Consider the following 26,143-nt stretch of genomic DNA (forward strand, 5'->3'; position numbering starts at 1 on the left):
CGCGGACGTACTCGAGGACCGAGGCAGCCTGCAGCGGACGTTGACCTGGCGGGGGGCCTTCTGGCTCGCCAGCGGCGTCCCCGCGCTGGTGCTGTTCTCCATCGGCAGCATCGCGGCGACGATCGGAGCGCCGTCGGCACTGGTCTGGGCGGTGTCGATCAGTTTCGGCCTGATCCAGGCGTTCGTCTGGGCGGAGATCGCCGGACTGTTCCCCAACAAGGCGGGCGGGGCGTCCGTCTACGGTGCGATGGCCTGGGCCCGCTACTCGAAGTTCGTCGCGCCGGTGTCGGTCTGGTGCAACTGGCTGGCCTGGTCGCCGGTGCTGGCCATCGGGGCCGGGCTGGGGGCCGGATACGTGCTGACCGCGCTGTTCCCGCCCGACGCCGTGATCAACACCTGGCACGTCACGCTCGTCGATCTCAGCGGGGTGAAGGAGGGGCTGGAGCTGCGGCTCAACGCCCAGTTCCTGATCGCGGTGGCCCTGCTCCTGCTGGTGTTCGCGGCGCAGCACCACGGCATCCTGCGGGCAGCACGGGTGCAGACCGTGATCGGCCTCGCGGTGCTCATCCCGCTGCTGGTGGTCGGCATCGTGCCGCTGCTGACCGGGGACGTCGTGAAGGCCAACTTCACCCCGTTCGTCCCGATCAGCGGGGCCTGGAACCTCGAGGGCTGGACGCTGTTCGCCGGCGGGCTGTTCCTGGCCGCATGGTCGGCCTACGCGTTCGAGACCTCGGTGTGCTACACGGCGGAGTTCAAGAACCCCGGCCGGGACACCATCCGGGCGATCCTCTCGGCGGGCCTTGTCTGCCTGGCCATCTACATCCTGGTCCCGGTCAGCTTCCAGGGCGCGCTCGGCGTCGAGCGGCTGCTCGCGCCGGGCATCGTCGACGGGACCGGCGTCGCCGAGGCGATGACCAGCCTGGTCGGCGGGGGCGCGGTGGTCGGCAGCCTGCTCGTCGTCATGCTGATCCTCGCCCTGCTGCTGACGATCATGACGACGATGGCGGGATCGTCGCGCACCCTGTTCCAGGGCTCGCGCGACGGGTGGCTGCCCCGGTACCTGGGCACGGCGAACCGGCACGGGGCCCCGACCAGGGCCATGTGGACCGACCTCGGGTTCAACCTGATCCTGCTCCTGATGAGCGACTACGTGTTCGTGCTCGCCTGCTCGACCGTGTGCTACATGATCTTCAACTTCCTCAACCTGAACGCCGGATGGCTGCACCGGGTGGACAGCCCCGCCACGCCGCGGCCGTTCCGCGCGCCCACCGTGCTGATCGCGGGCGGCACGGTGCTGGCGTTCGTCAACGCGCTGCTGCTCGGCTGGGGCGCGAACGTGTGGGGTGCGGGAGCGCTGTGGTCCGGGCTGGTGGCGGCGGCCCTGATCGTCCCGGTGTTCTGCTATCGCCACTTCGTCCAGGACAAGGGCCGGTTCCCGGCGTCGATGTACGCCGATCTGGACCTGCCCGATCCGGCGGGCGGGGCGGCCCGGCCGGCGCGGCGCGCCGGGGTGCTGCCCTACCTGGTCCTGGTCGGCGGGGTCGCGATGGTGGTGATCGGTCAGCTGCTCGCCTCGGCGGGAACGTGACCGAGGCTGCGGGCGCAGAAGCGATCGAACAGCTCATGGGCGCGGGCGCGCGCGTCGTCCTGCAGCGCGCTCGTCCGGGCCGCGAGCTCGGCCGGGTCGAGGCCGAGTGCCGTCAGCGTCGCGGCGTAGCTGCGCGACCACGACTCCACACTGGACGGTGGGGCCTCCGGATGGAACTGCACACCCAGATGCGGGCCGTACCGGAAGGCCTGCAGGCCCGCGGTGGTGTGCGCGATCGCGGTCGCACCGGGCGGGCAGCTCATCGTGTCCAGATGCCAGACCAGCCAGGGACCGGGCGCCACCAGCTCCGACTCCAGCGTGTCGACGGGTAGCCACCCGATCTCGGGTCCGGACGGCAGCGGCGCGACGACGCCGCCGAGCACCCGGGAGAGCAGTTGGGCGCCGAAGCAGATGCCCAGCACCGGGACGCCCGCCTCGATGGCGCCCGCCAGCAGCGCGGACTCGGCGGCGAGATGGGGCAGGGTGTCGTCGTAGGCGGCATCCGTCGAGCCGAGGGGTACGACGAGGGAGTAGCCCCGCGGATCCGGCAGGTTCCCGTCCCGCACGCGCACCACGTCGACCTCGAAGCCGCGCTGCGCGGCGCGTTCGCCGAGGTACCCGGGCGGACAGTCGTCCTGGTGCTCGATGAACAGAACCCGGACGTCGCCGCCCATGACCGACCGCCACCTCTCGTAAGGTTCACTGCTACTCGACATTGAACACCACGGTGAGAGGGTCGGTCGGTCGAGTGTGCGTTACTCGGTCCGGATGTGCCCGTAGGCGATGACGCTGAGGAAGCGGACCGGCAGCTCGATGAGCCCGACCGGGCCGTGCGGGCCCTCACCGTCGAACTGCAGGGCGTCGCCGGGCCGCATCTTGTACTGCGCGCCGCGGTGCACGTACACCATGCTGCCCTCGAGCATGTAGATGAACTCCGTGCCCGGGTGCTCGAACATCGGGAAGACCTCGGTCGCCTCGGACAGCGTCACCAGCAGCGGCTCGATCCGCTTGTGCTGCCCGCGCAGCGTCCCGAGCTGGTGGTACAGGTGGCCGACGTTGCTGCCCCGACGCACGATCTGGGCCCCGTGCCCGGCCGGGACGTAGACGGCCTCGTGCTCGGCGTCCGCCCCGCGAAGCAGCGCGGTCACGGGAACCTCGAAGACGTTCGCCAGCCGGGAGAGGGTGGACAGGCTGCACGAGGTCTGGGCGTTCTCGATCTTGGAGAGCATCGCCTTGGAGATCCCGGTGTGCCGGGCGAGCTCGGTGATCGACACGCCCCGGGCCCTGCGGTAGCCGCGGACCTGGTGGGCGATGATCGTCTCGATCGCCCTGTGGTCCTCGTTCTCCGTCTGGGACATAACCCCGATCGTAGGTGCAGATGTGTCTACCTGGGGATTCAACCCGCATGACGATCGTTGCGCACGGGCTGCCGGAAGAGGACTCTGGCCACCATCCATTGCCGGTCCTTGACGAGGAGGTTCGGATGGCTCACCCAGCGACCGACCCCACCTTCTACCGTTCGGCGGCCGAAGCCGCCGCCGCGCCGGCCGAGGAGTTGGCCTACGTCGTGGCCTTCGACCGGGCGGCGGAGCGGCACGACGCGATGACCGTCGTGGACGTCCAGCCCGACTCGCCGACGTACGGGAAGGTGGTCGGCTGGACCGAGATGCCGGGGTACGGCGACGAGCTGCACCACTTCGGCTGGAACGCCTGCAGCAGCGCGCTCAAGCACGAGGGCCACGGCATGGACGGGCTGTCCCGGCGCCACCTGCTGGTGCCCGGGTTGCGCTCGTCGAACATCTACGTCCTGGACATCCAGCCCGACCCGCGCTCACCGCGGCTGGTCAAGACGATCGACGCGCACGAGCTGTCCAGCAAGGCCGGGCACTCGCGGCCGCACACCCTGCACTGCGGCCCCGACGGGGTCTTCCTGACCTGCCTCGGCGGCGGCGAGGGCGACGACGACGGTCCGGGCGGTATCGCGCTGCTCGACCACAGCACCTTCGATGTGCTGCGGGCCTGGGAGACCGACCGCGGCCCGCAGCATTTCCACTACGACGCCTGGTGGCACCTCAACCAGAACGTGCTGATCAGCAGCGAGTGGGGGAGCCCGTCGATGATCGAGAACGGGTTGGTGCCCGAACTGCTGCTCGGCGGCAAGTACGGGCACGCGATCCACTTCTGGGACCTGGACAAGGGGGTGCACCAGCAGCGGGTGGACCTGGGGGCGCAGCACCAGATGGCGCTGGAGGTGCGGCCCTCGCACGACCCGGAGGCCACCTGGGGCTTTCTGGGCGTCGTGGTCTCCACCGAGGACCTCTCCGGCTCGGTGTGGCGCTGGTTCCGCGGCGACGGCGAGTGGAAGGTCGAGAAGGTGATCACGATCCCGGCCGAACCCGCCGACCCCGACCTGCTGCCCCCGGCGCTCAAACCGTTCGGCGCGGTGCCGCCGATCGTCACCGACATCGACCTGTCGGTGGATGACCGGTTCCTCTATGTCGCCTGCTGGGGCACCGGCGAGATGAAGCAGTTCGACGTCAGCGACCCGGCACAGCCGCGGCAGTCCGGCTCCGTCCGGCTGGGCGGCATCGTGGAGCGCAGAGCACACCCGGCGGATCCGGACACCCCGCTGTCCGGAGCCCCGCAGATGGTCGAGGTCAGTAGGGACGGCAGGCGCGTCTACTTCACCAACTCCCTGTACGGCGCCTGGGACGACCAGTTCTACCCCGACGGGGTCGGCGCCTGGATGGTGAAGCTGGACGCCGATCCCGGCGGCGGGATCAGCATCGACGAGCGGTTCTTCCCGCACGGCGACGACTTCCGAGGCCTGCGCCCGCACCAGATCCGGCTGCAGGGGGGTGACGCGTCCTCGGACTCCTACTGCTACCGGGCCTGATCCCGACGACCCTCAGGTGATCGTCATCCCGCCGTCCACGGCCAGGGTCTGGCCGGTGATGTAGCCGCCCGCGTCACCGGCGAGGAACACCACGGCCGCGGTGCGGGGGTTCCTGGACCGCTCGTGGTGGCCCGCCCGGTCTGGCAGCTGCGGGGACCGTGGCCGCCACCCGGGGCGGCGCCGCGGACGAGGACGAATCGCATGCTGCCTCCCAGGGGTGCGGGCGGCGTGGCCGCGGGGTGGGCCGCCGCAGGGATCCTTGATGCCTAGCGGAAGTCGGCGGTGAGGGTGCTCTCCAGGCGCGGCCAGTCCAGCCGGTCCACGCCGCAGATGAAGCGGGCGAGGGTTTCCTCCAGGGCGCGGTGATCGATCACGGAGACCCTCCCCGGGCGGTCATGTGCTACGGGGCAGCCCTAACCCGCCGGCGGTGCCTCGGCGGCGGGGACGAGACCGTCGCGGACGTCCGACCCGACCAGCGCCGGGTCGCGCTCGGCGGGCGGGCCCCAGCCGCCGCCCTTGCCGGTGACCAGGCGGGCGACGTCGCCGCGGTGCAGTTGGATGCGCGCGCTTTCGTGGTGTACCTCGCGGCTGCCGTCGGCGCGAATGACTTCGCAGCGGCTGCGGGTGCCCTCCTGGCCGCTGCCGACCCCCCAGGGCGCACCCCTGCGGTTGTTGCCCAGGGAGGCGAGCATCGCCCAGTCGGTGCGGATGCCGTACTCACGCACGACGCCCTCGCCGCCGCGCCACTGCCCGGCGCCGCCCGGGCTGGTGTCGAGCGAGTACTCGTTGATCTGCACCGGGTAACGCTGTTCGACCACCTCGACCGGGATGTTGAGGGTGTGCCCGCCGTGGATGGAGACCAGGCCGCGCTGCCCGTCGCAGCCGTGGCCGGCACCCCAGCCGCCGGGGTTCGGCTCGTTCATGATGAACATGCCGCCGGGGCCGTCGGACGGGCCGGCGACGATGACGATCCCGGCGTCGAGGAAATGCCCGGCGGGCAGGCGCTGCGGTGCAGCTTCGGCCAGCGCCTTCCACACCAGATCGGCGGCCAGCGCGATGCCCTGGAAGTAGATGGACAGCGCACTGGGAGCGTTGGCGGTGAACACCGTGCCCGGCGGGCAGTGCACGGTCAGCGGGGCGAAGACCCCTTCGTTGACCCGGGCCTCGGGCCCGATCAGGGCCTTGAACGCCACGCTCGCCGCGGCCATCAGGCCGCCGCCGCCGCAGTTGACCGGCATCGTCCCCAGCTGCGGGTCGGTCCCGGTGAAGTCGCAGGTGAGGCCGTGCTCGTCGACGGTGACCGCGACGCAGACGCGCGCTTGCCGCCCGGCGAAGGTGATCACGTCCTCGGCGCGGTAGGTGCCGGCCGGGATGCCGCGCAGCTGGGCGCGAGCCAGCTCGGCCGTCTCGGCGATCGACCGGCCCACGGCGGCCTTGAACGCAGCGACCCCGAACTTGGCGCAGAGTTCCTTGATCCGGCGGGCGCCGGTGCGCACCGACGCGGCCTGCGCGTGCAGATCGCCCATGGCGACGGCGGGCAGCCGCGAGTTGGCCGAGAGGATCCGGGCGAGCTCGTCGTCGAGCACCCCGGCTTTGAAGATCTTCACCAGCGGCAGCTGGAGGCCCTCCTGGAAGATGTCCGCGGCATCGACGGACACGCTGCCCGGGTCCTTGCCGCCGACGTCGGCCCAGTGCGCCTGGTTGCAGGTGAAGGCGACGACCTCGCCGTCCACGAAGACCGGCATCACCAGGGTCATGTCGTTCAGGTGCGACCCGCCGGGACCGTAGGGGTCGTTGGTCATGATGATGTCGCCGTCGGTGAGCTGCGCGAGCGGGTACTGAGCCAGCGTCGCGCGCACCCGTTCGCCGAAGATGCGCAACAGGATCGTCAGGCCGTTGCCCTGGGCGACCAGCTGGCCGGCGACGTCGGTGATGCCGACGGAGAAGTCGAAAACCTCGTAGATCATCGCGCTCTGCGCGGTCCGGGTCGTGGTCGCGAACATCTCGTCGGTGGTAGCCGCGAGGTGCTCGGTGATGATCTCCAGATCGAACGGGTCGAACTGCGTGCTCACGCTTCCTCCTTGCGCCCGTGCCACTCGATGACGAGGTTTCCCCAGTCGTCGACGGTGACGGTCTGACCCGGGTGGGCGACGGTCGACGAGCCCGCCTCCTCGATGACCGCCGGCCCGGAGATCACCGTGCCCGGCGGCAGCGCGGCGCGGCGGTGGATCGCCGTCGGCACCGTGCCGAGCCCGTCGAAGAGCACCGGCCGGTGGGTGGGGGCGCCGCGCTGGTCGGTATCGCTCGTGGGGGCGGGGGTGAACAGCTCGCGCTGCGCCGGGCCGAGCGCGGTCAGGTGGAAGTTGACGAACTGGGCCGGCGCGCCGAGGCGGAACGTGTAGGACCGCTCGTGCAGCTCGTGGAACCGTTCGAGGATCTCCGCGCTCGCCTGGCCCTGCGCGATCGGCACGTTCACCGTGTGCTCCTGCCCGGCGTAGCGCATGTCGGCCGACCGGACCAGGGTGAGTGCGTCGGCGGCCACCCCCTCGCGGGCGAAGTAGGCGCGTGCCTGGGCATCCAGCCCGTCCCAGACCTCGCCGATCGCGGATGCCGACTCCTCGGCGACCGGCAGCAGGCGGGTGCGGACCCAGTCGGCGCGCAGGTTGGTCAGGAGCATGCCCACCGCGGAGAAGTTGCCCGGCGCCGGCGGGATGATCACACCGCGCACCCGCAGCTCGCTGCCGAGCGCCACCGCGTGCAGCGGGCCGCCGCCGCCGAACGCCATCAGGTAGAAGTCCCGCGGGTCGTAGCCGCGGCGGACCGAGACGAGCTTGATGGCGTTGAGCATCTTGGCGTTCGCCAGCCGGATGATGCCCAGCGCGGCGTCCTCGACGGACATACCGAGCGGACCCGCCACGGTCTGCAGCGCCTGCCGGGCGCGCTCCACCGAGACGGTCATCTGGCCGCCGAGGAAGTAGTCGGGGTTGATCCGCCCGGCCACCAGGTTCGCGTCGGTGAGCGTGGGCTCGGCTCCTCCGTCCGGGTAGCAGGCCGGCCCGGGGACCGCGCCCGCGCTGCGCGGGCCCAGGCCCAGCCGGGCGGGGTCGCCGACCCAGGCGATGGAGCCCCCGCCGGCGCCGATCTCGACGATGTCCACCACCGGCGTCTTGATCGGGTAGCCGGCTCGGTCCGGCGCCCAGTCCACGTGGTAGTCGGTGGTGAGCCGGACCGCCCCGTTCTCGATCAGCGAGGTCTTCGCCGTGGTCCCGCCGATGTCCAGGGTGATCACGTTCGGCCGGCCGGAGCGCTCGCCCAGCGTCGCCGCGGCGATCACCCCGGCGGCCGGTCCGGACTCGACCAGCTTGATCGGGAGCTCGCGCGCGTGCGGGAACGACACCATCCCGCCGTTGGACTGCATCACGAACAGGGACCGGCGGATGCCGCGCTTGTCCAGCCGGCGTTCGAGCCTGTCCAGGTAGGTCGAGGCGGTCTCCTGGACGTAGGCGTTGAGCACGGCGGTGTTCGACCGCTCGTACTCCCGCCACTCCTGGGTGCACTCGTGCGACATCGTCACGAAGGCCTCGGGCCACAGCTGCCGCACCACCTCGGCGCACCGCCGTTCGTGATCGGGGTTGGCGTAGGCGTGCAGGAAGCAGATCGCCACCGCCTTCGCCCCGGCGGCGCGGGCCGCGGCGACGGCCGACTCGCAGTCGGCAACGCTGAGCGGTTCGAGCTCCGCCCCGGTCTCGTCGCAGCGTTCGCGGACGTCGAAGCGAAGGTACCGCGGGACGAACGGCTCCGGCTTGCGGTAGCGGAAGTTGTACAGGTCGGGGCGGCTGGCCCGGCCGATCTCCAGCACGTCCCGGAACCCCGCGGTGGTCAGCAGCGCGGTCACGGTGCCGGTCCGCTCGAGCAGGGCGTTGATCACGACGGTGGTGCCGTGCACGAACGCCTCGATGCCATCGCCACGGGCGATCCCGGTCTTGCCGAGCACGTCGTCGACGCCGACCTCGAACTGCCCGGGCGTGCTCGACGACTTCTCCAGGCGCAGCTCGCCAGTGTCGGTGACGCAGGCCAGATCGGTGAACGTCCCGCCGATATCGGTCGCGACCCTCATGCTCGGTCTCCCTTCGTGGCGTCCAACAAGGCCAGGACGCGGTCGGTCGGCTCCACGTCGGCGTATTTGGCATCGATCTCGGTGAGGCTGACCCGATGCGCGGTGAGGAACCGGTCGCCCACGCACTCGGCCGGCACGATCGGGCGCAGCCCGTGCTGGATCGCGTCCACCACGGTCGCGCGGACGCAGCCGCTGGTCGCGATGCCGGTCACCACCAGGGTGTCCACGCCGAGCCCGGTCAGCATCGGCTGCAGCGCGGTGTTGAAGAACGCGCTCGCTCCGGTCTTGACCAGCACCACGTCGCCGGGCGCGGGGCCGAGCCGCGGGTCGAGGTCGAGGAACGGGTTGTCGGCGGTGAGCGTGCCCAGCACCGGGTTCTTGCGGATCAGCGCCGGCGCCTCGGCCGGCGAGGCGTACCGCACGACCGCGTGGATCACCGGAACTCCGGCGGCGCGGGCCGCGTCGAGCAGCGTGGCGAGGTTCTTCGCCACGTCATCGACCGGCAACGCCAGCGGCGAGGCGGGGTCGGTGAACGCGCGGAACATGTCCACCGTCAGCACCGCCGGCGAGGCACCGAAGCCGATCCGGTTGCCGAACCCGCCGAGCCGGTACTGCTCGTCGAGGCCCGGGTCGTCAGGCATCGTGTTCTCCGGCTTGTGAGTGGTCATCCGGCGGCCACGCCGGTGGTGCGGAGCAACTCGAGGTCTCCTTCGTGGATGAAGCGGTCGGCCGGGTCCCACAGTTCGCGGCCGGCGAGCTCGCCCTCGTAGATCGCGTGGTCGAGCTTGCGGGGCGCGAGGCAGTCGCCGATGCGGTGCAGGGTGCGCACCCGGCCCTTCAGCGCGTGGTACAGCGCGTCATCGGCCTGCCGCGACATCGCCAGCACCACGGTGTCCACGCCGGTCAGCTGCTCGACGGCGCGCATGTAGAGGTGCACCACGTCGACTCGGTCGCCGTCGATCGCGAGCGCCCAGGAGTTCAGCCGGTGCCGCAGGCCCTTGCCGAGGAGTCGGCCGTAGAGGGTTGCCATGTCCTGCGTGCCGACCGTGCCCGGCCACAGGGCGTGCATCGGGGTGATCAGCTCGACGTCGTGGCCCCGGTCGAGCAGCACCTCGGTCACGCCGGCGGCGTAGCGGGTGCCCTCGTCGTCCAGGACGACGACCCGCTGCCCGATCGGCCGCGTGCCGCGCAGCACGTCCCACACCGTGAGGACGTTGTCCTGCCCAACCCCGGGCAACTGATCCACGAGCGGATTGACGCTGGAAAATCCGGTACGTGCCGGCGTGGCGCCGGTGGCGACGATGACGTTGTCGAATCCGGCGGCGGTCACGTCCTCGGCGGTGACCGCGCGATTCGTCTCGACGGTGACGCCGAGGGTCCGCAGTTGTCCTACCAGGTCGTCGATCAGGTAGGCGAAGGTCTCTCGTCCCGGGGTCTTGAGGATCAGCCGGACCTGCCCGCCCAGTTCGGGCTCGCGCTCGGCGAGGGTGACCCGGTGTTCGCGCCGCGCCAGGGTTGCCGCGGCCCGCATCCCCGCCGGGCCGCCGCCGACCACGAGCCACCGCTCCGGTTGCCGCGCCGCGACCAGGGTTCCGGCGCCGAGCCGGCCCTCCCGCCCGGCCGCCGGGTTGACCGTGCAGCCGGCGGGCAGGCTGCGCACGACGCGGGCCATGCAGCCCTGATTGCCGCGGATGCAGTGCACGATCTCGTCCTCGCGTCCTGCTGCCGCCTTGTTCGGCAGCTCCGGGTCGGCGAGCAGCGCTCGGGTCATCGCGACCATGTCGGCCTGGCCGGTGGCGATCAGTTGCTCGGCATCGACAGGGTCCTTGATGCCGCCGACCGCGAAGATCGGGATGCCGGGTACGCCCCGCTTCAGTTGGGCGGCCAGATCGGCGAGGTAGCCATCCGGCGCGTCGGACGGTTCGGCCGCCTTCGACAGGTTGTGGTAGCACGCCCCGGTCGTGCACAGGAAGTCGACCCCGCCGCGCTCCCGCAGGTCCCGGCCCAGGCGAATCGCGTCGGAGATGTCGAGGGCGCCGTCGATGAAGTCACTCAGCGAGATCCGCACCCCGACCGTCCAGTCGTGCCCGGTCCGTCGCCGGACGGCGGCGATCACCTCGTGGGCGAACCGGGTCCGGTTCTCCCAGCTGCCGCCGTAGTCGTCGGGGCGCTTGTTGTACAGCGGCGACAGGAACTGGTGGAGCAGGTAGGAATGGGCCAGATGGATCTCGATTCCGTCGAACCCGCCGTCCCGGCACGCCTCGGCCGTGCGCGCAAAGGCGTCGACGACCGCGTGGATGTCCTCGATCTCCATCACCTTCGGCATCTCGCCGTGCACCGGCGACTTCACCGCGGACGGCCCGAGCAGCACGCGCAGGTCGTCGGCCGCGTCGCTCGCCGAGTTCAGCCCGAAATGGGAGATCTGGGTGAACACCGCCGCGCCGTGGTCGTGCACCTGCTGGGTCAGCAGCCGCTCGATGACCCGGCCACGCGGGTCGTAGCCCACGTTGTACCCGCGGGAAAAGCCGGACAGCGAGGTCGGATCCACGTTTCGGGCGTCGACGGTCAGCAGCCCTGCGCCGCCGCGGGCCCGCTCGACGTAGTAGTCGATGGTGCGTTGGCTGTCGGCGCCGTCGCGCGCGTACAGCTTGGAGTGGCAAGTCTGCATGATGCGGTTGCGGACGCGCACCGGCCCGATGTCGAGCGGGCTGAACAGGTTCGGGTAGCGGATCATGCGCCGGCTCCTCCCCGGTGGGAGGCCGCGTGCCAGGTGATGAGCCGGCTGATGCGTCCGTCGCCGTCGAAGTTGAGGAAGTTGCAGTTCAACATCTCGTTGCGCTTACCGGTGGTGAGCCGGCCCCGATAGATCTGTTCGCTGGCCAGCTTTCGCACCTGCACGTCGACGACGATGCTCGTGAGCTCGTGTTCGAGCACCTCGTGTTCGGCGCACAGCGCGGTCACCGCGGCCCGGATCGCCTCCTTGCCGCGCACGCGGAGACCGTCGGTCTCGATCACAAGCTCCGCGTCGTCGGTGAAGCATGCGACGGCTCCGTCCACATCGAAGCGGTCGAGCTTTCCGAGCACCTCGTGCAGCCGTTCGATGTAGAAGTCGCGGTCGGCCTGCGTTGGCATCAGACCGGCACCTCCTTCAGGTGTTCCAGGTCGCCGTCGTAGATGTAGCGCTCCGTGGGGTCCCACAGCTCACGACCGGCCAGCTCACCCTCGTAGATGGCGTGGTCCACCTTCCGCGGGGCGACGCAGTCGCCGATCCGGTGCAGGTTCGGCACTTGCCCCTTCAGCGCGAGGTAGAGTGCGTCGTCGGCCTGCCGGCCGGTGGCGAGCACCACCGTGTCGATCCCGTCGGCGACCTCCCGCGCGCCGGTGTAGAGGTTGATCAGCCGCACGGACCGCGGACCGACCTCGAGCGCCCAGGAGTTGAGCCGGTAGTCGAGTCCCTTGCGCAGCAGGCGCTGGTAGAGCGGGGACATGTCGATGGTCAGCATGGTCGCGGGGAGCAGGCTCGGGAACGGGGTCACCAGTTCGACCTGCCTTCCCTGGTCGAGCAGCACCTCGGCCACCCCGGCGGCGTACCGGGTTCCCTCGTCGTCGAGCACGAGGACGCGGGGGCCGATCGGTCGCGTGCCGAGCAGCACGTCCCACACCGTGACGACGTGGGCCTGATCGGCTCCGGGCAGGGCCGCGGCCGCCGGGTTCGCCGGCGAGTAGCCGGTGCGCGACGGCGCGGCACCGGTGGCGACCAGCACGTTCTGGTAGCCCCCGGCGCGCACGTACTCCGGCGTCACCTCCTGATCCAGCCGAATGGTCACGGCCGCCCTGCGGGCCTGTGCCTCCAGGTCCCGCGCGATCCAGGCGAAGCTGTCGCGGCCCGGCGTCGTGACGATGAGGTTGACCTGCCCGCCGAGGCGCTCGTCGCGCTCGCACAGGGTGACGTCGTGCCCGCGACGGGCCAGCCCCGTCGCCGCCCGCAGCCCGGCTGGCCCACCGCCCACGACGAGCCATCGCGTCGGGCGGGGCGCCGGGGAGAGGGTGGCCGCCCCGAGCCGGCCCTCCCGGCCCGCGGCCGGGTTCACCGTGCACCCGGCGGGGAATCCCTTGAGCAGCCGAGACATGCAGCCCTGGTTGGCTCGGATGCAGTGCGTGATCTCGTCCTCCCGCCCGCTCGCCGCCTTGTTCGGCAGCTCCGGGTCGGCCAGGATCGCGCGGGTCATCGCGATCATGTCGGCCTTGCCGTCGGTGAGGATCCGCTCGGCGTGCGCGGGGTTCTTGATGCCCCCGACGACGAACACCGGGAGCCGCGTCACCGCCGCCTTGATCGTGGCGGTCAGTTCGACGTTGTAGCCGTCCGGGATGTCGGAGGGCGAGTTCTGCAGGGAGAAGTCGAAGTAGTCGCCGGCGGTGACGTTGACGAAGTCGATGTCCCCGTCGGCCTCCAGCTCGGCGGCGAAGCGCGCCGCGTCCTCGACGGAGATGCCGCCCGGCAGGTAGTCGGTGGCGGTCAGCCGCACGCCCACGGCCCAGTCCCGCCCGGTGCGGCGCCGCACCTCGGCGAGCACCTCTCGGGTGAGCCGGGTGCGGTTCGGCCAGCTTCCGCCGTAGTCGTCGGTACGCCGGTTGTAGATCGGCGACCAGAACTGGTGCAGCAGGTATCCGTGCCCGACGTGGATTTCGACGCCGTCGAAGCCGCCGTCGCGGCAGTACTCCGCGGTGCGTCCCCACCACTCGACCACCTCGGCGATGTCCTCGAGCTCCATCGCCTTCGGCGTCTCCACGTACATCGGTGACTTGACCGCGGACGGCCCCCAGGTCACGCGCAGGTCGTCGGCCGCGTCGGCGCTCGCGTTGAGGCCGTTGTGGACAAGCTGGGTGAAGACCGCGGCGCCGTGTTCCTTGATGGCCGAGGTGAGGCGGCGGTCGAAGTCGCGCGACCGGGGCAGGAAGCCCCACGTCTTCCGCGTCATCCCGACCGTCGAGGTGGGATGTACCAGGTGCGCGTCGGTGAACAGGAGCCCGGCCCCGCCGCGCGCCCGCTCGACGTAGTAGTCGATGGTGCGCTGCGAGTCGGTTCCGTCCTTGCCGTAACCCTTCGTGTGCGTCGACTGCATGATGCGGTTGCGGACGCGCACCGGCCCGATGTCGAGCGGGCTGAACAGGTTCGGGTAGCGGTTCACCGGCCATGCCTCCGGGGTCTGCCTCGATCACCTGACATGCGGCCGCCGGTGTGAGTGCGACCGTTGATGGACGATCGTGTCGGACAATCTAGGACCCGTCAAGACCTTCGGGGTGACTGGCCGCGGGATTGGCTGGCGCGTTATTGTCGGACGATACTGTCAGGCGCTAGCGGTGTTTTCCGAGGAGGGCGATGCGAGCATGAGCGGCGCAACGATGACCGAGAAGATCCTGGCCGGACACGCCGGCCAGGATCGTGTCCGACCGGGGGACATCGCGGTGGTATCCGTCGACATGGCCGTGGTGCTCGACCTCAACTTCTACGACGGCATGTGGGCCGAGCCGAAGCGGGTCCACGACCCGGAGAAGGTGGCGGTGATCTTCGATCACGTCGTACCGGCGCCGAGCAAGCAGGCCGCGGCGTTTCTCGCGCGTGGTCGCGAGTTCGTCAACCGGAGCGGTATCCGGCGCTTCCACGACGTCGGCGCGCGGCAGGGCATCTGCCACCAGGTGATCGCGGACGTGCCGTACGCCCGGCCGGGCGAACTGCTCGTCTGCACCGACAGCCACACGTGCAGCGGCGGGGCGCTCAACTGCGCCGCGCGCGGCGTCGGGTCCACCGAGCTGATCTACGTGCTCGCCAAGGGCTACACCTGGTTCCAGGTCGGGGAGACCGTCCGCTACGAGCTGACCGGCCGGCTCCACCCGGTGGTCAGCGCGAAGGATGCGTTCCTGGATCTCGCCGGGCGACACGGCGACCACGTCGGGCTCAACGTCGAGTTCGGCGGGCCGGGCCTGGCCGCACTCGACATGGACCAGCGCCGCACGCTCACGACCATGTGCGCCGAGGTCAGTGCCGAGTTCGCCCTGTGCGAACCGGACGAGGTGCTCGCCGCGCATCTGCGGGCCCGCGGACACGAGATGGGCAGCGTCGTCCTGCCCGACCCGGACGCCATCTATCGGAGCGTCCGCACGTTCGACCTCGCCGAGGTCACGCCGATGATCGGCCTGCCCGGCAGCGTCGTGCGCAACACCGTTCCGGTCGGCGAGGTGACCGGGACGAAGGTCGACCGCGCCTTCGTCGGATCCTGTTCCAACGGCACGCTGGCCGACCTGAGGTCGGTTGCCGACGTGCTGCGCGGCCGGCGCGTGCATCCGGACGTCACGTTCGTCGTCACCCCCGGCTCGCAGGAGATCTACCGGGAGGCGCTGCGGGACGGCACGCTCGGGACGATCTCCGAGGCCGGTGCGCTGGTGACCACCTCGTCGTGCGGGATGTGCGCGGGGTTCGTCAACGCGCTCGCCGCGGGCGAAGTGTGCATCTCCTCCAGTACCCGCAACTTCAAGGGCCGGATGGGCAGCCCGGACGCCGATATCTACCTCGGCTCCTCGGCCAGTGTCGCCGCGGCGGCCGCCTCCGGAGAGATCACCGATCCCCGCGGTCTGGTCACCAAGGCGGTGCCGGCGTGAGCTCCGCCGGATCCCGCGGCCGAGTCTGGCTGTTCGGCGACGACATCAACACCGACCTCATCCAGCCTTCCCCCGTCGTCCTGCTGCCGATCGAGGAGCAGGTGTCGCACGTCTTCGAGGCGAATCGTCCCGGCTGGGTCGAGCGGGTCCGTCCCGGGGACCTCATCGTCGCCGGCCGCAACTTCGGCACCGGCTCGAGCCGCCCGGCCGCGAAGGTCCTGCGTCGGCTCGGCCTGGGTGGGGTCATCGCCGAATCCATCAACGGCCTGTTCTTCCGCAACTGCGTCAATCTCGGCCTCCCCGCGCTCGAGTGCCCGGGCGTCGCGGGCGCCTTCGCAGAGGGCGAGGAGGCCGGCTTCGATTTGGCCACCGGCACCGTGCACAACCTGACCCGGGGCACCCAGCTCGCCGGTCGGCCGTGGGCGACCGAGCTGCGCCAGATCCTCGCCGCCGGTGGGCTGATCGAGCAGCTCGAAGCCGAGGGGCTGCTGCTGACCAACACCACGAACTGTTGACGTCCTCCCCGCCTTGCGGCGGGGGATTCCAGCTCCTACGCAACCGAGGAGGGTTCGCCGTGCTGAGGTTCGCGGTTCGCCGGCCCTCGCTCCCGGGGCCTCCCCGCGCGGTCACGGCCCGCCCGGCCGTGAGGTTCCACACGAACCGGGCGTGCCCGCAGTGGCCGAGCAGGCCCGTCTTCTGCGCGCGGGTGGGGTTCCTCCGGAACCGCACGCCCGCACCCGTCCACGCTCTACCGACAGTTTCGCGAAGGGAGGGTGCGCCGTTCCTCCGCCCGCCGACGCGAGCGGTCTCCCGGCGCAACTCTGATGACCGCCGACCTCGCCCAGCTGCTGGCCACCGGCCCGGTGCTCGCCGCCGGTGTCTACGACTGCCTCTCCGCCGCCGTCATGCAGGAGGCCGGCTTCCCCGCCCTGGCGCTCTCCGGCGCCGGCGTGGCCATGGCCGCGGCCGGGGTTCCGGATCTCGGCCTGCTGTCCTTCGGCGAACTGCTCCACACCACGGCGGCGCTGACCCGGCGGGCCCGCGTTCCCGTGATCGTCGACGCCGACACCGGGTTCGGCAACCCGCTCAACGTGACCCGCACCTGCGAGGACCTGGCTCGGGCCGGGGCCGACGCGATCGTCCTGGAGGATCAGACCTTCCCGAAACGCTGCGGGCATCTGACCGGCAAGCAGGTCACCGAGGCCGGGGAGTTCATCGCCAAGCTGCGCGCGGCCCGACGAGCCTTGGACGGTACCGCAACCCTGCTGATCGCACGTATCGACGCCCTGGCGGTGCACGGCGTCCAGGATGCGATCGTGCGCGCGACCAGGGCGCACGACGCGGGTGCCGACGTCACGTTCGTGGAGGCACCCACGAGCCGCCAGGAGGTCGAGGAGATCGCCGCCACGGTGCCGGGACTCAAGATGTACAACCTGGCGACCGGGGGACGCAGCCCGTCCTTGTCCGCGGCCGATCTCGACGAGCTCGGCTTCCGGCTCATCCTCGTGCCCGGACTGGCGCTGATGCCGGCGATCGCAGCCATGCGCGACGCCGCGGCCGAGGTCCTCGCCACCGGCTCGGACGCACCGCTGCTGCGGTACGGGCTCTCGCCGCGCGACATGTTCGAGGTCGTCGGCCTGAGCCGCTGGCTGCGACTGGAGTCCGATTTCGCCGTCGACTGACCGCGCGGGCTCAGCCCAGCGCGTCCACGATCTTCAGAACCTCCTCGCCGCTCGCCCGGACGTGCCGGCGCATCAGCCGCTCGGCCTTCGGGCCGTCGCCGGCGAGCACGGCGTTCGCCACCGCGATGTGCTGCTTGCACGAGCGCACTCGGCTCTGGGCGTCCAGCAGGTTGCGCACCATGTAGCGGTAGATCTGCGTGCTCAGCGTCCTCAGCGTCTCGGCGGCCAGCGGGTTCCCTCCCAGCTCCACGATCAGCTGATGGAACCGGGTGTTCTCCTCCAGGTAGCCCTGGCGATCCTCCGCAGGGTGGGATCGCTCCATCGCGCGCAGCATCGCCGTGACCCGCTTGCGCGCGGCGGGCTCGCCCATCCGCACCGCGGCGAGCCGAGCCGCCAGACCCTCCAGCACCTCCCGCACCTGGTAGAGATGCTCCACGTCCTGCCGGGTCATCTTGCGCACCATCGCGCCGCGATAGGGCTCGACCGTGACCAGGCCCTCCGCCGCGAGCCGGCTCAACGCCTCACGCACCGAACCCCGGCTGACGCCCAACTCGCCGGTCAGATCGGTCTCCACCAGCCGGTGCCCCGGCCCGAGCATCCCTTGCTTGATCCGCTCCCGAATCACCTCGGCGACCTGCAGCACTGCCGACCCGTTCTGGCCCTTCGCCGCCAGCGTGTCCACTCGAGCCTCCACGACGAACCCGGTCACGGCACTTCACATACGTCAGTCGAGAAGATCAGACAATCCAGCGTAGCAAGCTCGGGGCCGACGAAAGCCCGGGCCCAGGGGGAGGCGATGAGTTGCACTGCGAGGTTGACCGCTCATTTCATCCTACGATAATGATCGGTGATCAGGTGCTCTCGCGATCCAGTGACGTGCGTGCGCCCGCATGCCGTTCCCGTACACCTCGGAGGAGACAACGAGCAGATGCCCGCCGACCGCGTCCTCGCCCGGCGTATCGCCATCGACCCGGACCCGCTCGAGCCCTCTCGGATCGCCGCGGGCTACACGGTCGGCGATCTGATCTGTCTGTCCGGTCAGGGGGCCATTGACGAGAGGGGGCAGCTCGTCGGCATCGGAGACTTCGAGGCTCAGGCGGCCGGGACACTCGACAACATCGAGAACGTTCTGCGGGCGGCCGGCTCCGGCCTGGATCGCGTCGTCAAGGTGACTATCTACCTCACCGACATGGCGGCGAACTTCGGCAAGGTGGTGCAGCTTCGCGAGCGGTGGGGACGGCCCTATCCCGCCGACACGATCGTCGAGGTCTCCGCACTCGCTATTCCCGAGCTGCTGCTGGAGATCGACGTGATCGCGGTAGCCGGATCCGTCACGAAGGTTGGCTGAACGATGAGCAACGAGGGTCGGCCGGCCGGGCGCGGCGAGCAGGGCGTGGCCCTGGCCACGATTCGATCGATCGTCGGCGAACCCACGCCTCCGGTCAAGCGCAAGGCCATTGACCGAATCGATGACCACTGCCGCGCGTTCATCGCGCACTCCCCTTTTCTGTGCCTGGCTACAGCGAATGCGCGCGGCGAGGTGGACGTCAGCCCTCGGGGCGATCGGCCGGGCTTCGTGCAGGTCCTCGACGAGCGCACCCTCGCGATCCCGGAGCGGCCCGGCAATCGCGTTCGTCAGCACGGACGCTCGGCTGCTGGAGAACATGGCCATCGACGGCAAGGTGCCGCTGTTGGCAGTGACGGTCACCGTCCGGCGGGCGCATCTGCACTGCGGCCGGGCCGCCATCCGCGGATTCCTCTGGTCGGCCGAAGGGTGGCCCGACACGAGCTCGTTGCCGAGCATGTCGCAGATGCTCAAGGACCACGTCCGGATGGATGACCTGAGTTGTCGAACAGATCGGTGCGATCAGCGCCTCGCTGTACCGGGAGCTCTACTGAGCCGAGGCAACGTCTCGCAGACATCGCCCGCTCCGCAACAATCCGGATCCGTCGCATCGGACTTCGATGAGGCGCCTTACACCCGTGATCTTCCGGTCCGCAGGGGACGTCATGGGTCGCGCAGACGGCACTCCTGATGCTCACAGCTCACAACAGAGGCGAGAAGGAAGGAGTCGGAGATGAACGGGCACAGCGAGTATCAGGAACTGCTGCCGCAGGCCGTCGAGGTCGCTCATGAGGTCGGCGCCCACGTCGAGGCGCGGCACTCCTCGACCCCGGTGGCCGCCGACGATATGTCCGCGGTCCTGGCCGCATTCCACACCGTGGACGACCCCGCGGCGGCGCTGCTTCGCCGAAGGCTCGGCGCGATCCGCCCGCAGGCCGTATCCGCCGACGACGAGCTCGGTCCGGTCGTGGCCATGGACGGCGAGATGTGGGTCTGCGACGCGATCGACGGCGCGGTGCAGTTCCTCCAGGGGCTGCCGTACTGGGGGGTGTCGATCGCGCTCGTGCGAGACGGGGAACCCGTTCTCGCGGTGCTGTGGATGCCGCGGCTGGACCTGCTGTACACCGCGATCATCGGCGGCGGAGCCAGGCTGAACGGTCGCCCGGTCACCGCCTCGCGCAAAAAGCTGGCGGCCGCGCTGGTCTGCACCAGCCAGCCCCCGTTCAACACCGAACCCGAGCGCGCAGGTACTTCGCTCACGGCGATGCTGCGGCACACGCTGGCCGTGCGCAACCTCGGCCCGACCTCCCTGCAGATCGCCCAGGTCGCCTCCGGGCACGTGGACGCCTTCTGGGAGTACGGCGAGGACGCCAACAACCTGCTACCGGGCGCGCTGATCGCCCGCGAGGGCGGCGCGATCGTCACCGATGCCGACGGCAATCCGTGGCACCCGACCTCGACCAGCTTCCTCGCCGCCGCGCCCACCCTCCACGCCGACGTGCTGAAGGTCCTCGGGACGCCCCCGTAGACCTTCCGCCGCCGTTCCACACGCCGTTCCATCGGCATCGGCGGCCGGGACCACTACCAGGCGACCCCGTTCGCCGGCCCGCGCGGCGGAAACGCCCGCAGGTCGTCCGCCCACGGGAAGAGGAACGTCGGATCGAAGACCACCCCGGTGAACCGCCAACCCTCCTCGGACGTGCGGCGCAGGTGCCCCTCCCAGCGCCCGGCCAGCATCCGCATCTGCGGCGGCCTGTCGGCAGGCCCGTCCTGCCACTCGTAGGCCATGTGGTTGACCAGCAGCGTTGCCGCATCGCCTGCCAACTCGATCAGTGGGTTCGGGCAGATGTGCTGGAAGGTGCGAGCGGCCTCGACGATCGGCCGGATCCGCCGCACCATCTCCGCGCGGCCCTCGAACCACACCCAGCGCGCGGCGTCGGCCTCCTTGAAGCCGTAACGGAAGTCCTCGGTCAGCGCGGTCTCGACCAGCGCCCAGCCGAGCCGGTCGAGCCCGTAGATGAACCGCGCCAGTACGTCCTCGATCGCTCGTCGATCGTCCATTCCCGCTCCTTCGCGTTCCCTCGGTTCAGGTGTCGGTGCGCCAGCGCGACACACGCCGCGCGGCGAGCGCCAGCAGCCCATCGAGCGCCACGGCGACCGCGACCATCACCAGCACCGCCGGCCACACGATGTCGATGTCGAACCGGCCCTGGCCGACCGCCGCGAGATGCCCGAGGCCGGAGGCCGAGCCGATCAGCTCGGGCACGATCACCGCCTGGAAGGCGAACCCGACGCTGGCCCGGCTGCCAGCCAGCAGCCAGATCGCGACCGACGGCGCGTAGACGTGGCGGGCGACCTGGAGCCGGTCGGCCCCGACCATCCGGACGTGGGCCAGCACCTCGCGGTCGGTCTCGGCCAACCCCGCGATCGTGTGGCGACCACGAGGAACACGATCACGAACGCGACATTGGCGACCTTCGCGGCGAGACTGAACCCGAGCAGCACCGCGACTACCGGGTGAAGACGAAGCCCACCTCCGGCCGCGCCGACGCCGGTGGACCACCGAGCGTGCGGACCTCGCCGGCGGTCGGTGCGTCGACGCCGGCGATGAGACCCAGCAGCGTCGACTTGCCACAGCCCGACGGGCCGACGATCGCGACGAACTCTCCGTGGGCCACCGCGAGGTCGATGTCGCGCACGACGACCTGGGTGCGGGCGCCGTTGCGGTGGACGCGTGAGACCCCCCGCAGCTCGACGGCCGGCGCGGGACGGCGGGTCACGCCGGGTTCGGAGACCGTCACGGTACCGATCGCTTCGCTCGACACGGCTCTCCTCCGGATCGCAGCACTGTGGAGACCGGCGGGCAGACGTGCACCCGCACTCGATAGATCGTCCGATGTTCTTGTTACATAAGATTGCTAGTCAAGACCCTGCCGGACCCGATCTCGGTCGCGCGGCGTGCGGTCCGGGCGCGGCCGGTCCGCACGCAGGCCGCTCACCGGTTGGGAAGGTCCTCGAAGATGAGGAAGGTGCGGGTGCCGAGTACGCCGGGGATCTCCTGGAGTCGTTCGAGGACGACGTGACGCAGGGCCTGGTTGTCGGCGGTGCGCACGAGCAGGATGACGTCGAACTCACCGCCGACGAGAGCCATGTGCTCGACCTCGGGGATCTGGCGCAGCCGATCCTTGACCTCGCGCCACGAGTTCTGCCGGACCGACAAGGTGACGTAGGCCGAGGTGGCGCGGCCGCTGCGGACCGGGTCGACCAGTGCGGTGAACCCGGTGAGCACGCCTGACGCGGTGAGACGTTCGAGCCGGGCGTAGGCGTTGGCGCGCGAGATGCGCACCCGCTCGGCCAGCGCCCGCACGGACAGCCGCCCGTCGCGGGTGAGCTCTCGCAGGATCGCCCTGTCGATCTCGTCCACCTGTCCACGATCCCTCCGCCCGGGCAACATGTCGATGGACATTCTGTGCTGATAGGGCGGCTTTGAGCGAAGAAGTTCTCGTCTTGTCTGGATTTCATCGCCTAATCGTCGATTTGACGACCACACTTCAGGCTCTGTGTCTGGGGAGGTAGGGATGGTGTCCGATCGCTCGGTGTGGACGTCCGAGGCGCCCGAACCGGTCCGGCTCCTCGATGCCGACGGCGCGATGGTCGCGGACGACCGCTACCCGCTGCCCGGGGTTGAGGTGCTGCTCCGGCGTTACCGGTCGATGCTGGTCGGGCGGCGGCTCAACGAGCAGGCCGGCGCCCTGGTGCGGCAGGGCCGGCTCGCGGTGTACCCCTCCTCGCACGGGCAGGAGGCGTGCCAGGTGGCCGCGGCGGCCGTCCTCCGCGAGCGGGACTGGCTGTTCCCGACCTACCGCGACACCGTCGCCGTCGTGGAGCGGGGGGTCGATCCCGTCGAGGTGCTCACCATGCTGCGCGGGGGCTGGCACTGCGGCTACGACCCGGTCGCGCACCGGGTCGCCCCGCAGGCCACGCCGCTGGCCACGCAGCTGTCGCACGCGGTGGGCGTGGCGCACGCCGCGCGGCTGCGCGGCGAGGACACGATTGTGCTGGCGCTGTGCGGGGACGGCGCCACCAGCGAGGGCGACTTCCACGAGGCGCTCAACTTCGCCGCCGTGTTCGCCGCGCCGGTGGTGTTCCTCGTGCAGGACAACAAGTACGCGATCTCGGTCCCGCTGGCCCGGCAGTCGGTCGCGCCCTCGTTGGCGCACAAGGGCATCGGGTACGGGGTGCCCGCCGTGCGAGTGGATGGCAACGACGTCGCGGCGCTGTGCGCGGTGCTGGACGAGGCGGTGGCGCGCGGCGCGACGGGCGGCGGTCCCACCCTGGTGGAGGCCGACACCTACCGGATCCAGGCGCACACCAACGCCGACGACGCCACCCGCTACCGCACCGACGAGGAGGTCCGGCACTGGGCGGCCCGCGACCCGCTGGCGCGGCTGCGGGCGCACCTGCTCGCCCACGACGCGCTCGACCCCGACCGCGAGGCGGAGTTCACCGCCGAGGCCGAGCGGGTGGCGGCGCAGGTGCGCGCCGGCCTGGCCGTCGAGCCCGCGCCCGATCCCGCCGAGCTGTTCGCCCATGTGCACGCCCGACCCACCCCGCAGCTCGCCGAGCAGGAGCAGTTGCTGCGGACCGAACTCGCCGCGGCGCAGGAGGCCCGATGAGCGCGACGAAGATGACCATGGCGCAGGCGCTCAACACCGCGCTGCGCGACGCGATGAGCGCCGACGCGACGGTCGTGGTGTTTGGCGAGGACGTCGGCCCACTCGGCGGGGTGTTCCGGGTGACCGACGGGCTGACCGCCGAGTTCGGGGGCGGCCGCTGCTTCGACACCCCGCTGGCCGAGTCCGGCATCGTCGGCATGGCCATCGGCATGGCGATGAACGGGATGCGCCCGGTCGTGGAGATGCAGTTCGACGCCTTCGCCTACCCCGCGTTCGAGCAGATCGTCAGCCATCTGGCCAAGATGGCCAACCGGACCCGCGGCCGGGTGCGCCTGCCCGTCGTGGTGCGCGTCCCCTACGCCGGCGGGATCGGCGGGGTGGAGCACCACTGCGACTCCTCCGAGGCCTACTACGTCCACACCCCCGGCCTCACCGTCGTCACCCCCGCGACCGGTGCCGACGCCTACGGGCTGCTGCGCGCCGCGATCGAGCACCCCGACCCGGTGGTGTTCCTGGAACCGAAGAGGCACTACTTCACCGCCGAGGAGATCGACCCCGCCCGCCCGGTTCCGCCGATCGGTCGCGCCGTGGTGCGCCGCCCCGGCACCGAGGTCACCCTGATCGCCTACGGCCCGGGCGTGCCGCTCGCGCTCGCCGCCGCCGAGCAGGCCGCAACCGAGGGCCGGGACCTCGGCGTCGTGGACCTGCGCTCGCTCGTCCCGTTCGACGACGAGACCGTCACCGCCGCGGTGTGCGCCACCGGGCGTGCCGTGGTCGTCGCCGAGGCGCCCGGCTTCGCCTCGGTCGCCGCGGAGATCGTCGCGCGGGTGACCGAGCGCTGCTTCCACCACCTCGAAGCACCCGTCCGCCGGGTCACCGGCTTCGACATCCCCTACCCCCCGCCGGCGTTGGAGCGCTACCACTTGCCCTCGGTCGACCGCATCCTCGACACCGTCGAGGAGCTCGGATGGGACGAATCATGACCCAGCGGATCTTCACCCTCCCCGACCTCGGCGAGGGCCTGCCCGACGCCGAGCTTGTGCGGTGGCTGGTGCAGGTCGGCGACACCATCGCCGTCGACGCCCCCGTCGCCGAGGTCGAGACGGCCAAGGCCATCGTGGAGGTCCCGGCACCGTTCGCCGGGCGGGTGGCCGAGCTGCACGGCACGCCGGGAACCACGATCACGGTCGGCGCACCGCTGCTCACCGTCGCCGAACCCCACGACGCGGCGATCGCGGCCGGCGTCGCCGCCTATGTGGAGGAGGAGCGCGCCGGATCCGGCAACGTGCTCATCGGCTACGGAACCTCGGCCGACCTCCCGGCCGGCACCGGGCGCCGGCACCGCCGGCGCCGCCCCGCCCCCGACCCGGCCGCCGCAGGCGACGGCACGGCCCCCGCCGGGCGGGCGCGGGTGAGATCACCGCTGGTCCGCAGGCTCGCCACCCAGCGCGGAATCGACCTGAGCACACTTACCGGCAGCGGACCCGAGGGCCTCATCACCCGCACCGACGTCGAACGGGCCGCAGCCCTCCACGCACCCGCTTCTCAGCCGACCCCGACCCGGATCGAACCGTCCGACGAGACCGGCCGCGACCGGCGCACCGGCCTGGCCATCCGCGAGCGCGTGCCACTGCACGGCCTACGCAAGGCGATCACCCGGACGCTCACCCGCAGCCGCCGGGAGATTCCGGACGCCACCACCTGGGTCGACGTCGACGCCACCGCCCTGCTCGAACTGCGCGCCGCGCTGAGCTCACCCGAGCGGCGCGGGCCCGGTCTACTGGCGCTCCTGGCCCGGTTCGTCGTGGCCGGCCTCGCTCACTTCCCCGAGCTCAACGCCCGCGTCGACGCCGACGCCGAGCAGATCCTGCACCTCGATGGGATCAACCTCGGCATCGCCGCCCAGACCGACCGCGGCCTGCTCGTCCCCGCCGTCCGCGACGCGCACCTGCTGAGCACCCGCCGGCTCGACGCCGAGATCCGCCGCCTCACCGCGGCCGCCCGTGACGGAGCCGCCACCCCCGACGAACTGAGCCAGGGATCCTTCACCCTCAACAACTACGGCGTCCTCGGCGTCGACGGCAGCGCCGCGATCATCAACCACCCCGAGGTCGCCATCCTCGGCATCGGCCGGATCCACCCGCGACCCTGGGTCATCGACGGCCAGGTCGTCCCCCGCTTCATCACCCAACTCTCGCTGGTGTTCGACCATCGGGTCTGCGACGGCGGCGCCGCCGCTGGATTCCTCCGCTTCGTCGCCGACGCCATCGAATCACCCCTCGCCGCCCTCGCCGACCTGTAGACCGATGGAGGGCGAGCGTTGAGGCGTCGCACGGTTCGTCGGGGTCAGGTGATCGTCATCCCGCCGTCCACGGCCAGGGTCTGGCCGGTGATGTAGCCGCCCGCGTCACCGGCCAGGAACACCACGGCCGCGGCGAGTTCCGCCGGGTCGCCGGTGCGGCCCAACGGCACCCGGTGCAGCTGCTGCTCGAGATACCCCGGCTTGTACTGGTCGGTCATCTCGGAGGCGAAGAAGCCGGGCGCCAGCGCGTTGACCCGGATGCCCCGGCGCCCGCCCCACTGCTGGGCCAGGTCGCGGGTCAGGCCGATCAGGCCGGCCTTGCTCGCCGAGTAGGCGGCCTGCGGCAGCCCGGCGGTGGTCAGCCCGAGCACGCTGGAGATGTTGATGATGCTGCTGCCGGGCTGCATGACCTTGCCGCAGGCCTGGGCCATCCAGTAGCAGCCGTTGAGGTTGACATCGATGACCTGCTCGAACTGCTCGACGGTCTCCCGGGTGGCGGGCACGGCGGTGCCGATGCCCGCGTTGTTCACCAGCACGTCGACCCGCCCGAACTCGGCCATCGCGGCGTCGACGAGGGCCTGGCAGTCGGGCTGGCGGGCGACGTCGGTGGCCACGGCCAGCGCGCGCCGCCCGGCGTCGGTCACCAGCTTTCGGGTGCCCTCCAGGCGCTCGGCGCGCCGCGCACCGAGCACGACGTCGGCGCCGGCCTCGGCCAGCCCCTGCGCGAAGGCGACACCCAGTCCCGACGAGGCGCCGGTGACGATCGCGACGCGTCCGGTCAGGCAGAACCGCTCCAGGATCGACATTCCCCACCCTTTTCGATCGGCGATGGGTCCATTGTCGCCACCCGGCGTTCGCGATCGAGAGATCGGGGTATCGG

General features: G+C 71.0%; 25 protein-coding genes and 1 pseudogene. 11 read left to right on the plus strand and 15 right to left on the minus strand.

Annotated elements, in window-relative coordinates:
* On the plus strand, positions 1 to 1,588 hold a 1,588-nt coding region (locus ACFQE5_RS16200; protein ID WP_379586009.1), incomplete at its 5' end, for an APC family permease.
* Here ACFQE5_RS16200 and ACFQE5_RS16205 read toward each other — a convergent pair.
* Both ACFQE5_RS16205 and ACFQE5_RS16210 read right to left on the minus strand, forming a co-directional pair.
* Positions 1,561 to 2,262 carry a type 1 glutamine amidotransferase gene (locus tag ACFQE5_RS16205; protein ID WP_379586011.1) on the minus strand — a complete coding sequence of 234 codons (702 nt, stop codon included), beginning with the start codon at positions 2,260 to 2,262 and terminating at the stop codon, positions 1,561 to 1,563. The two genes, ACFQE5_RS16200 and ACFQE5_RS16205, sit on opposite strands and share 28 nt — an antisense overlap.
* 81 nt (positions 2,263 to 2,343) lie before the next feature.
* Positions 2,344 to 2,946 (minus strand): helix-turn-helix domain-containing protein, encoded by a 603-nt coding sequence (locus ACFQE5_RS16210; RefSeq protein WP_379586013.1) that lies wholly within the window; start codon positions 2,944 to 2,946, stop codon positions 2,344 to 2,346.
* 125 nt (positions 2,947 to 3,071) lie between these two features.
* Between ACFQE5_RS16210 and ACFQE5_RS16215 the strand changes: the two genes are divergently transcribed.
* On the plus strand, positions 3,072 to 4,484 hold the full coding sequence (locus tag ACFQE5_RS16215) for a selenium-binding protein SBP56-related protein (RefSeq protein ID WP_379586014.1): 1,413 nt from the start codon (positions 3,072 to 3,074) through the stop codon (positions 4,482 to 4,484).
* Between the two features lie 413 nt (positions 4,485 to 4,897).
* On the opposite strand, the gene ACFQE5_RS16220 is transcribed toward ACFQE5_RS16215, so the two are convergent.
* Genes ACFQE5_RS16220 through ACFQE5_RS16245 form a run of 6 tightly spaced genes read right to left on the minus strand, consistent with a single transcriptional unit; the run spans position 4,898 to position 13,790 of the window.
* On the minus strand, positions 4,898 to 6,556 hold the full coding sequence (locus tag ACFQE5_RS16220; RefSeq protein WP_379586016.1) for a hydantoinase B/oxoprolinase family protein: 1,659 nt from the start codon (positions 6,554 to 6,556) through the stop codon (positions 4,898 to 4,900).
* The gene (locus ACFQE5_RS16225) at positions 6,553 to 8,601 is read right to left on the minus strand and encodes a hydantoinase/oxoprolinase family protein (RefSeq protein ID WP_379586018.1); all 2,049 of its coding nucleotides are present in this window, start codon (positions 8,599 to 8,601) and stop codon (positions 6,553 to 6,555) included. The genes ACFQE5_RS16220 and ACFQE5_RS16225 overlap by 4 nt, the downstream gene beginning before the upstream one ends.
* On the minus strand, positions 8,598 to 9,242 hold the full coding sequence (locus ACFQE5_RS16230; RefSeq protein ID WP_379586019.1) for an isochorismatase family protein: 645 nt from the start codon (positions 9,240 to 9,242) through the stop codon (positions 8,598 to 8,600). Before ACFQE5_RS16230 ends, ACFQE5_RS16225 begins: the two co-directional genes overlap by 4 nt.
* Positions 9,243 to 9,265: 23 nt before the next feature.
* Positions 9,266 to 11,335: an oxidoreductase gene (locus ACFQE5_RS16235; RefSeq protein WP_379586020.1), complete on the minus strand. Its 2,070-nt coding sequence runs from the start codon at positions 11,333 to 11,335 to the stop codon at positions 9,266 to 9,268.
* Positions 11,332 to 11,733 (minus strand): nuclear transport factor 2 family protein, encoded by a 402-nt coding sequence (locus tag ACFQE5_RS16240; RefSeq protein WP_379586021.1) that lies wholly within the window; start codon positions 11,731 to 11,733, stop codon positions 11,332 to 11,334. Before ACFQE5_RS16240 ends, ACFQE5_RS16235 begins: the two co-directional genes overlap by 4 nt.
* On the minus strand, positions 11,733 to 13,790 hold the full coding sequence (locus ACFQE5_RS16245; protein ID WP_379586022.1) for an oxidoreductase: 2,058 nt from the start codon (positions 13,788 to 13,790) through the stop codon (positions 11,733 to 11,735). The genes ACFQE5_RS16240 and ACFQE5_RS16245 overlap by 1 nt, the downstream gene beginning before the upstream one ends.
* A gap of 199 nt (positions 13,791 to 13,989) precedes the next feature.
* Here ACFQE5_RS16245 and ACFQE5_RS16250 point away from each other — a divergent pair, with 199 nt between their 5' ends.
* Positions 13,990 to 15,258: a 3-isopropylmalate dehydratase large subunit gene (locus tag ACFQE5_RS16250; protein WP_379586024.1), complete on the plus strand. Its 1,269-nt coding sequence runs from the start codon at positions 13,990 to 13,992 to the stop codon at positions 15,256 to 15,258.
* Entirely contained in the window at positions 15,255 to 15,773 is a 519-nt protein-coding gene (locus ACFQE5_RS16255) for a LeuD/DmdB family oxidoreductase small subunit (RefSeq protein ID WP_379586026.1), read from the plus strand. Before ACFQE5_RS16250 ends, ACFQE5_RS16255 begins: the two co-directional genes overlap by 4 nt.
* A gap of 145 nt (positions 15,774 to 15,918) precedes the next feature.
* Here ACFQE5_RS16255 and ACFQE5_RS16260 read toward each other — a convergent pair.
* A pseudogene (locus ACFQE5_RS16260) lies at positions 15,919 to 15,987 on the minus strand (hypothetical protein); the annotation flags it as partial.
* A gap of 95 nt (positions 15,988 to 16,082) precedes the next feature.
* On the opposite strand from ACFQE5_RS16260, the gene ACFQE5_RS16265 reads away from it, so the two are divergent.
* Positions 16,083 to 16,940 (plus strand): isocitrate lyase/PEP mutase family protein, encoded by an 858-nt coding sequence (locus tag ACFQE5_RS16265; protein ID WP_379586028.1) that lies wholly within the window; start codon positions 16,083 to 16,085, stop codon positions 16,938 to 16,940.
* A 10-nt stretch (positions 16,941 to 16,950) separates the two neighbouring features.
* On the opposite strand, the gene ACFQE5_RS16270 is transcribed toward ACFQE5_RS16265, so the two are convergent.
* The gene (locus ACFQE5_RS16270; RefSeq protein WP_379586030.1) at positions 16,951 to 17,649 is read right to left on the minus strand and encodes a GntR family transcriptional regulator; all 699 of its coding nucleotides are present in this window, start codon (positions 17,647 to 17,649) and stop codon (positions 16,951 to 16,953) included.
* A gap of 219 nt (positions 17,650 to 17,868) precedes the next feature.
* On the opposite strand from ACFQE5_RS16270, the gene ACFQE5_RS16275 reads away from it, so the two are divergent.
* The 3 genes from ACFQE5_RS16275 to ACFQE5_RS16285 all read left to right on the plus strand — a co-directional run bounded on the left by ACFQE5_RS16275 (position 17,869) and on the right by ACFQE5_RS16285 (position 19,813).
* Complete coding sequence (locus ACFQE5_RS16275; protein ID WP_379586032.1) at positions 17,869 to 18,288, plus strand: RidA family protein; 420 nt, start codon at positions 17,869 to 17,871, stop codon at positions 18,286 to 18,288.
* Positions 18,289 to 18,291: 3 nt separating this feature from the next.
* The gene (locus tag ACFQE5_RS16280) at positions 18,292 to 18,780 is read left to right on the plus strand and encodes a pyridoxamine 5'-phosphate oxidase family protein (protein WP_379586034.1); all 489 of its coding nucleotides are present in this window, start codon (positions 18,292 to 18,294) and stop codon (positions 18,778 to 18,780) included.
* 238 nt (positions 18,781 to 19,018) lie between these two features.
* The gene (locus ACFQE5_RS16285; protein WP_379586036.1) at positions 19,019 to 19,813 is read left to right on the plus strand and encodes an inositol monophosphatase family protein; all 795 of its coding nucleotides are present in this window, start codon (positions 19,019 to 19,021) and stop codon (positions 19,811 to 19,813) included.
* A gap of 53 nt (positions 19,814 to 19,866) precedes the next feature.
* Here the strand turns inward: ACFQE5_RS16285 and ACFQE5_RS16290 are convergent, their stop codons facing one another.
* The 4 genes from ACFQE5_RS16290 to ACFQE5_RS16305 all read right to left on the minus strand — a co-directional run bounded on the left by ACFQE5_RS16290 (position 19,867) and on the right by ACFQE5_RS16305 (position 21,739).
* Positions 19,867 to 20,346 (minus strand): nuclear transport factor 2 family protein, encoded by a 480-nt coding sequence (locus ACFQE5_RS16290; protein WP_379586038.1) that lies wholly within the window; start codon positions 20,344 to 20,346, stop codon positions 19,867 to 19,869.
* 25 nt (positions 20,347 to 20,371) lie between these two features.
* The gene (locus tag ACFQE5_RS16295; RefSeq protein WP_379586039.1) at positions 20,372 to 20,704 is read right to left on the minus strand and encodes an ABC transporter permease subunit; all 333 of its coding nucleotides are present in this window, start codon (positions 20,702 to 20,704) and stop codon (positions 20,372 to 20,374) included.
* A 91-nt stretch (positions 20,705 to 20,795) separates the two neighbouring features.
* A complete protein-coding gene (locus ACFQE5_RS16300; protein WP_379586041.1) occupies positions 20,796 to 21,110 on the minus strand; it encodes an ATP-binding cassette domain-containing protein in 315 nt (104 codons plus the stop codon).
* A gap of 170 nt (positions 21,111 to 21,280) precedes the next feature.
* Positions 21,281 to 21,739, minus strand: a complete 459-nt coding sequence (locus ACFQE5_RS16305) for an Lrp/AsnC family transcriptional regulator (protein ID WP_379586278.1) — start codon at positions 21,737 to 21,739, stop codon at positions 21,281 to 21,283.
* A 124-nt stretch (positions 21,740 to 21,863) separates the two neighbouring features.
* Between ACFQE5_RS16305 and ACFQE5_RS16310 the strand changes: the two genes are divergently transcribed.
* From ACFQE5_RS16310 to ACFQE5_RS16320, 3 genes are read left to right on the plus strand one after another with little or no spacing between them, the layout of a single operon-like run.
* Positions 21,864 to 22,961, plus strand: a complete 1,098-nt coding sequence (locus ACFQE5_RS16310) for a thiamine pyrophosphate-dependent dehydrogenase E1 component subunit alpha (RefSeq protein WP_379586043.1) — start codon at positions 21,864 to 21,866, stop codon at positions 22,959 to 22,961.
* Positions 22,958 to 23,944: an alpha-ketoacid dehydrogenase subunit beta gene (locus ACFQE5_RS16315; protein ID WP_379586045.1), complete on the plus strand. Its 987-nt coding sequence runs from the start codon at positions 22,958 to 22,960 to the stop codon at positions 23,942 to 23,944. Before ACFQE5_RS16310 ends, ACFQE5_RS16315 begins: the two co-directional genes overlap by 4 nt.
* Positions 23,929 to 25,263 carry a dihydrolipoamide acetyltransferase family protein gene (locus tag ACFQE5_RS16320; protein WP_379586047.1) on the plus strand — a complete coding sequence of 445 codons (1,335 nt, stop codon included), beginning with the start codon at positions 23,929 to 23,931 and terminating at the stop codon, positions 25,261 to 25,263. Before ACFQE5_RS16315 ends, ACFQE5_RS16320 begins: the two co-directional genes overlap by 16 nt.
* Before the next feature lie 44 nt (positions 25,264 to 25,307).
* On the opposite strand, the gene ACFQE5_RS16325 is transcribed toward ACFQE5_RS16320, so the two are convergent.
* Positions 25,308 to 26,069: an SDR family NAD(P)-dependent oxidoreductase gene (locus tag ACFQE5_RS16325; RefSeq protein WP_379586049.1), complete on the minus strand. Its 762-nt coding sequence runs from the start codon at positions 26,067 to 26,069 to the stop codon at positions 25,308 to 25,310.
* Between the last annotated feature and the right edge of the window lie 74 nt (positions 26,070 to 26,143).

It is taken from the genome of Pseudonocardia hispaniensis (assembly GCF_042658695.1).
Classification (GTDB): domain Bacteria; phylum Actinomycetota; class Actinomycetes; order Mycobacteriales; family Pseudonocardiaceae; genus Pseudonocardia; species Pseudonocardia hispaniensis.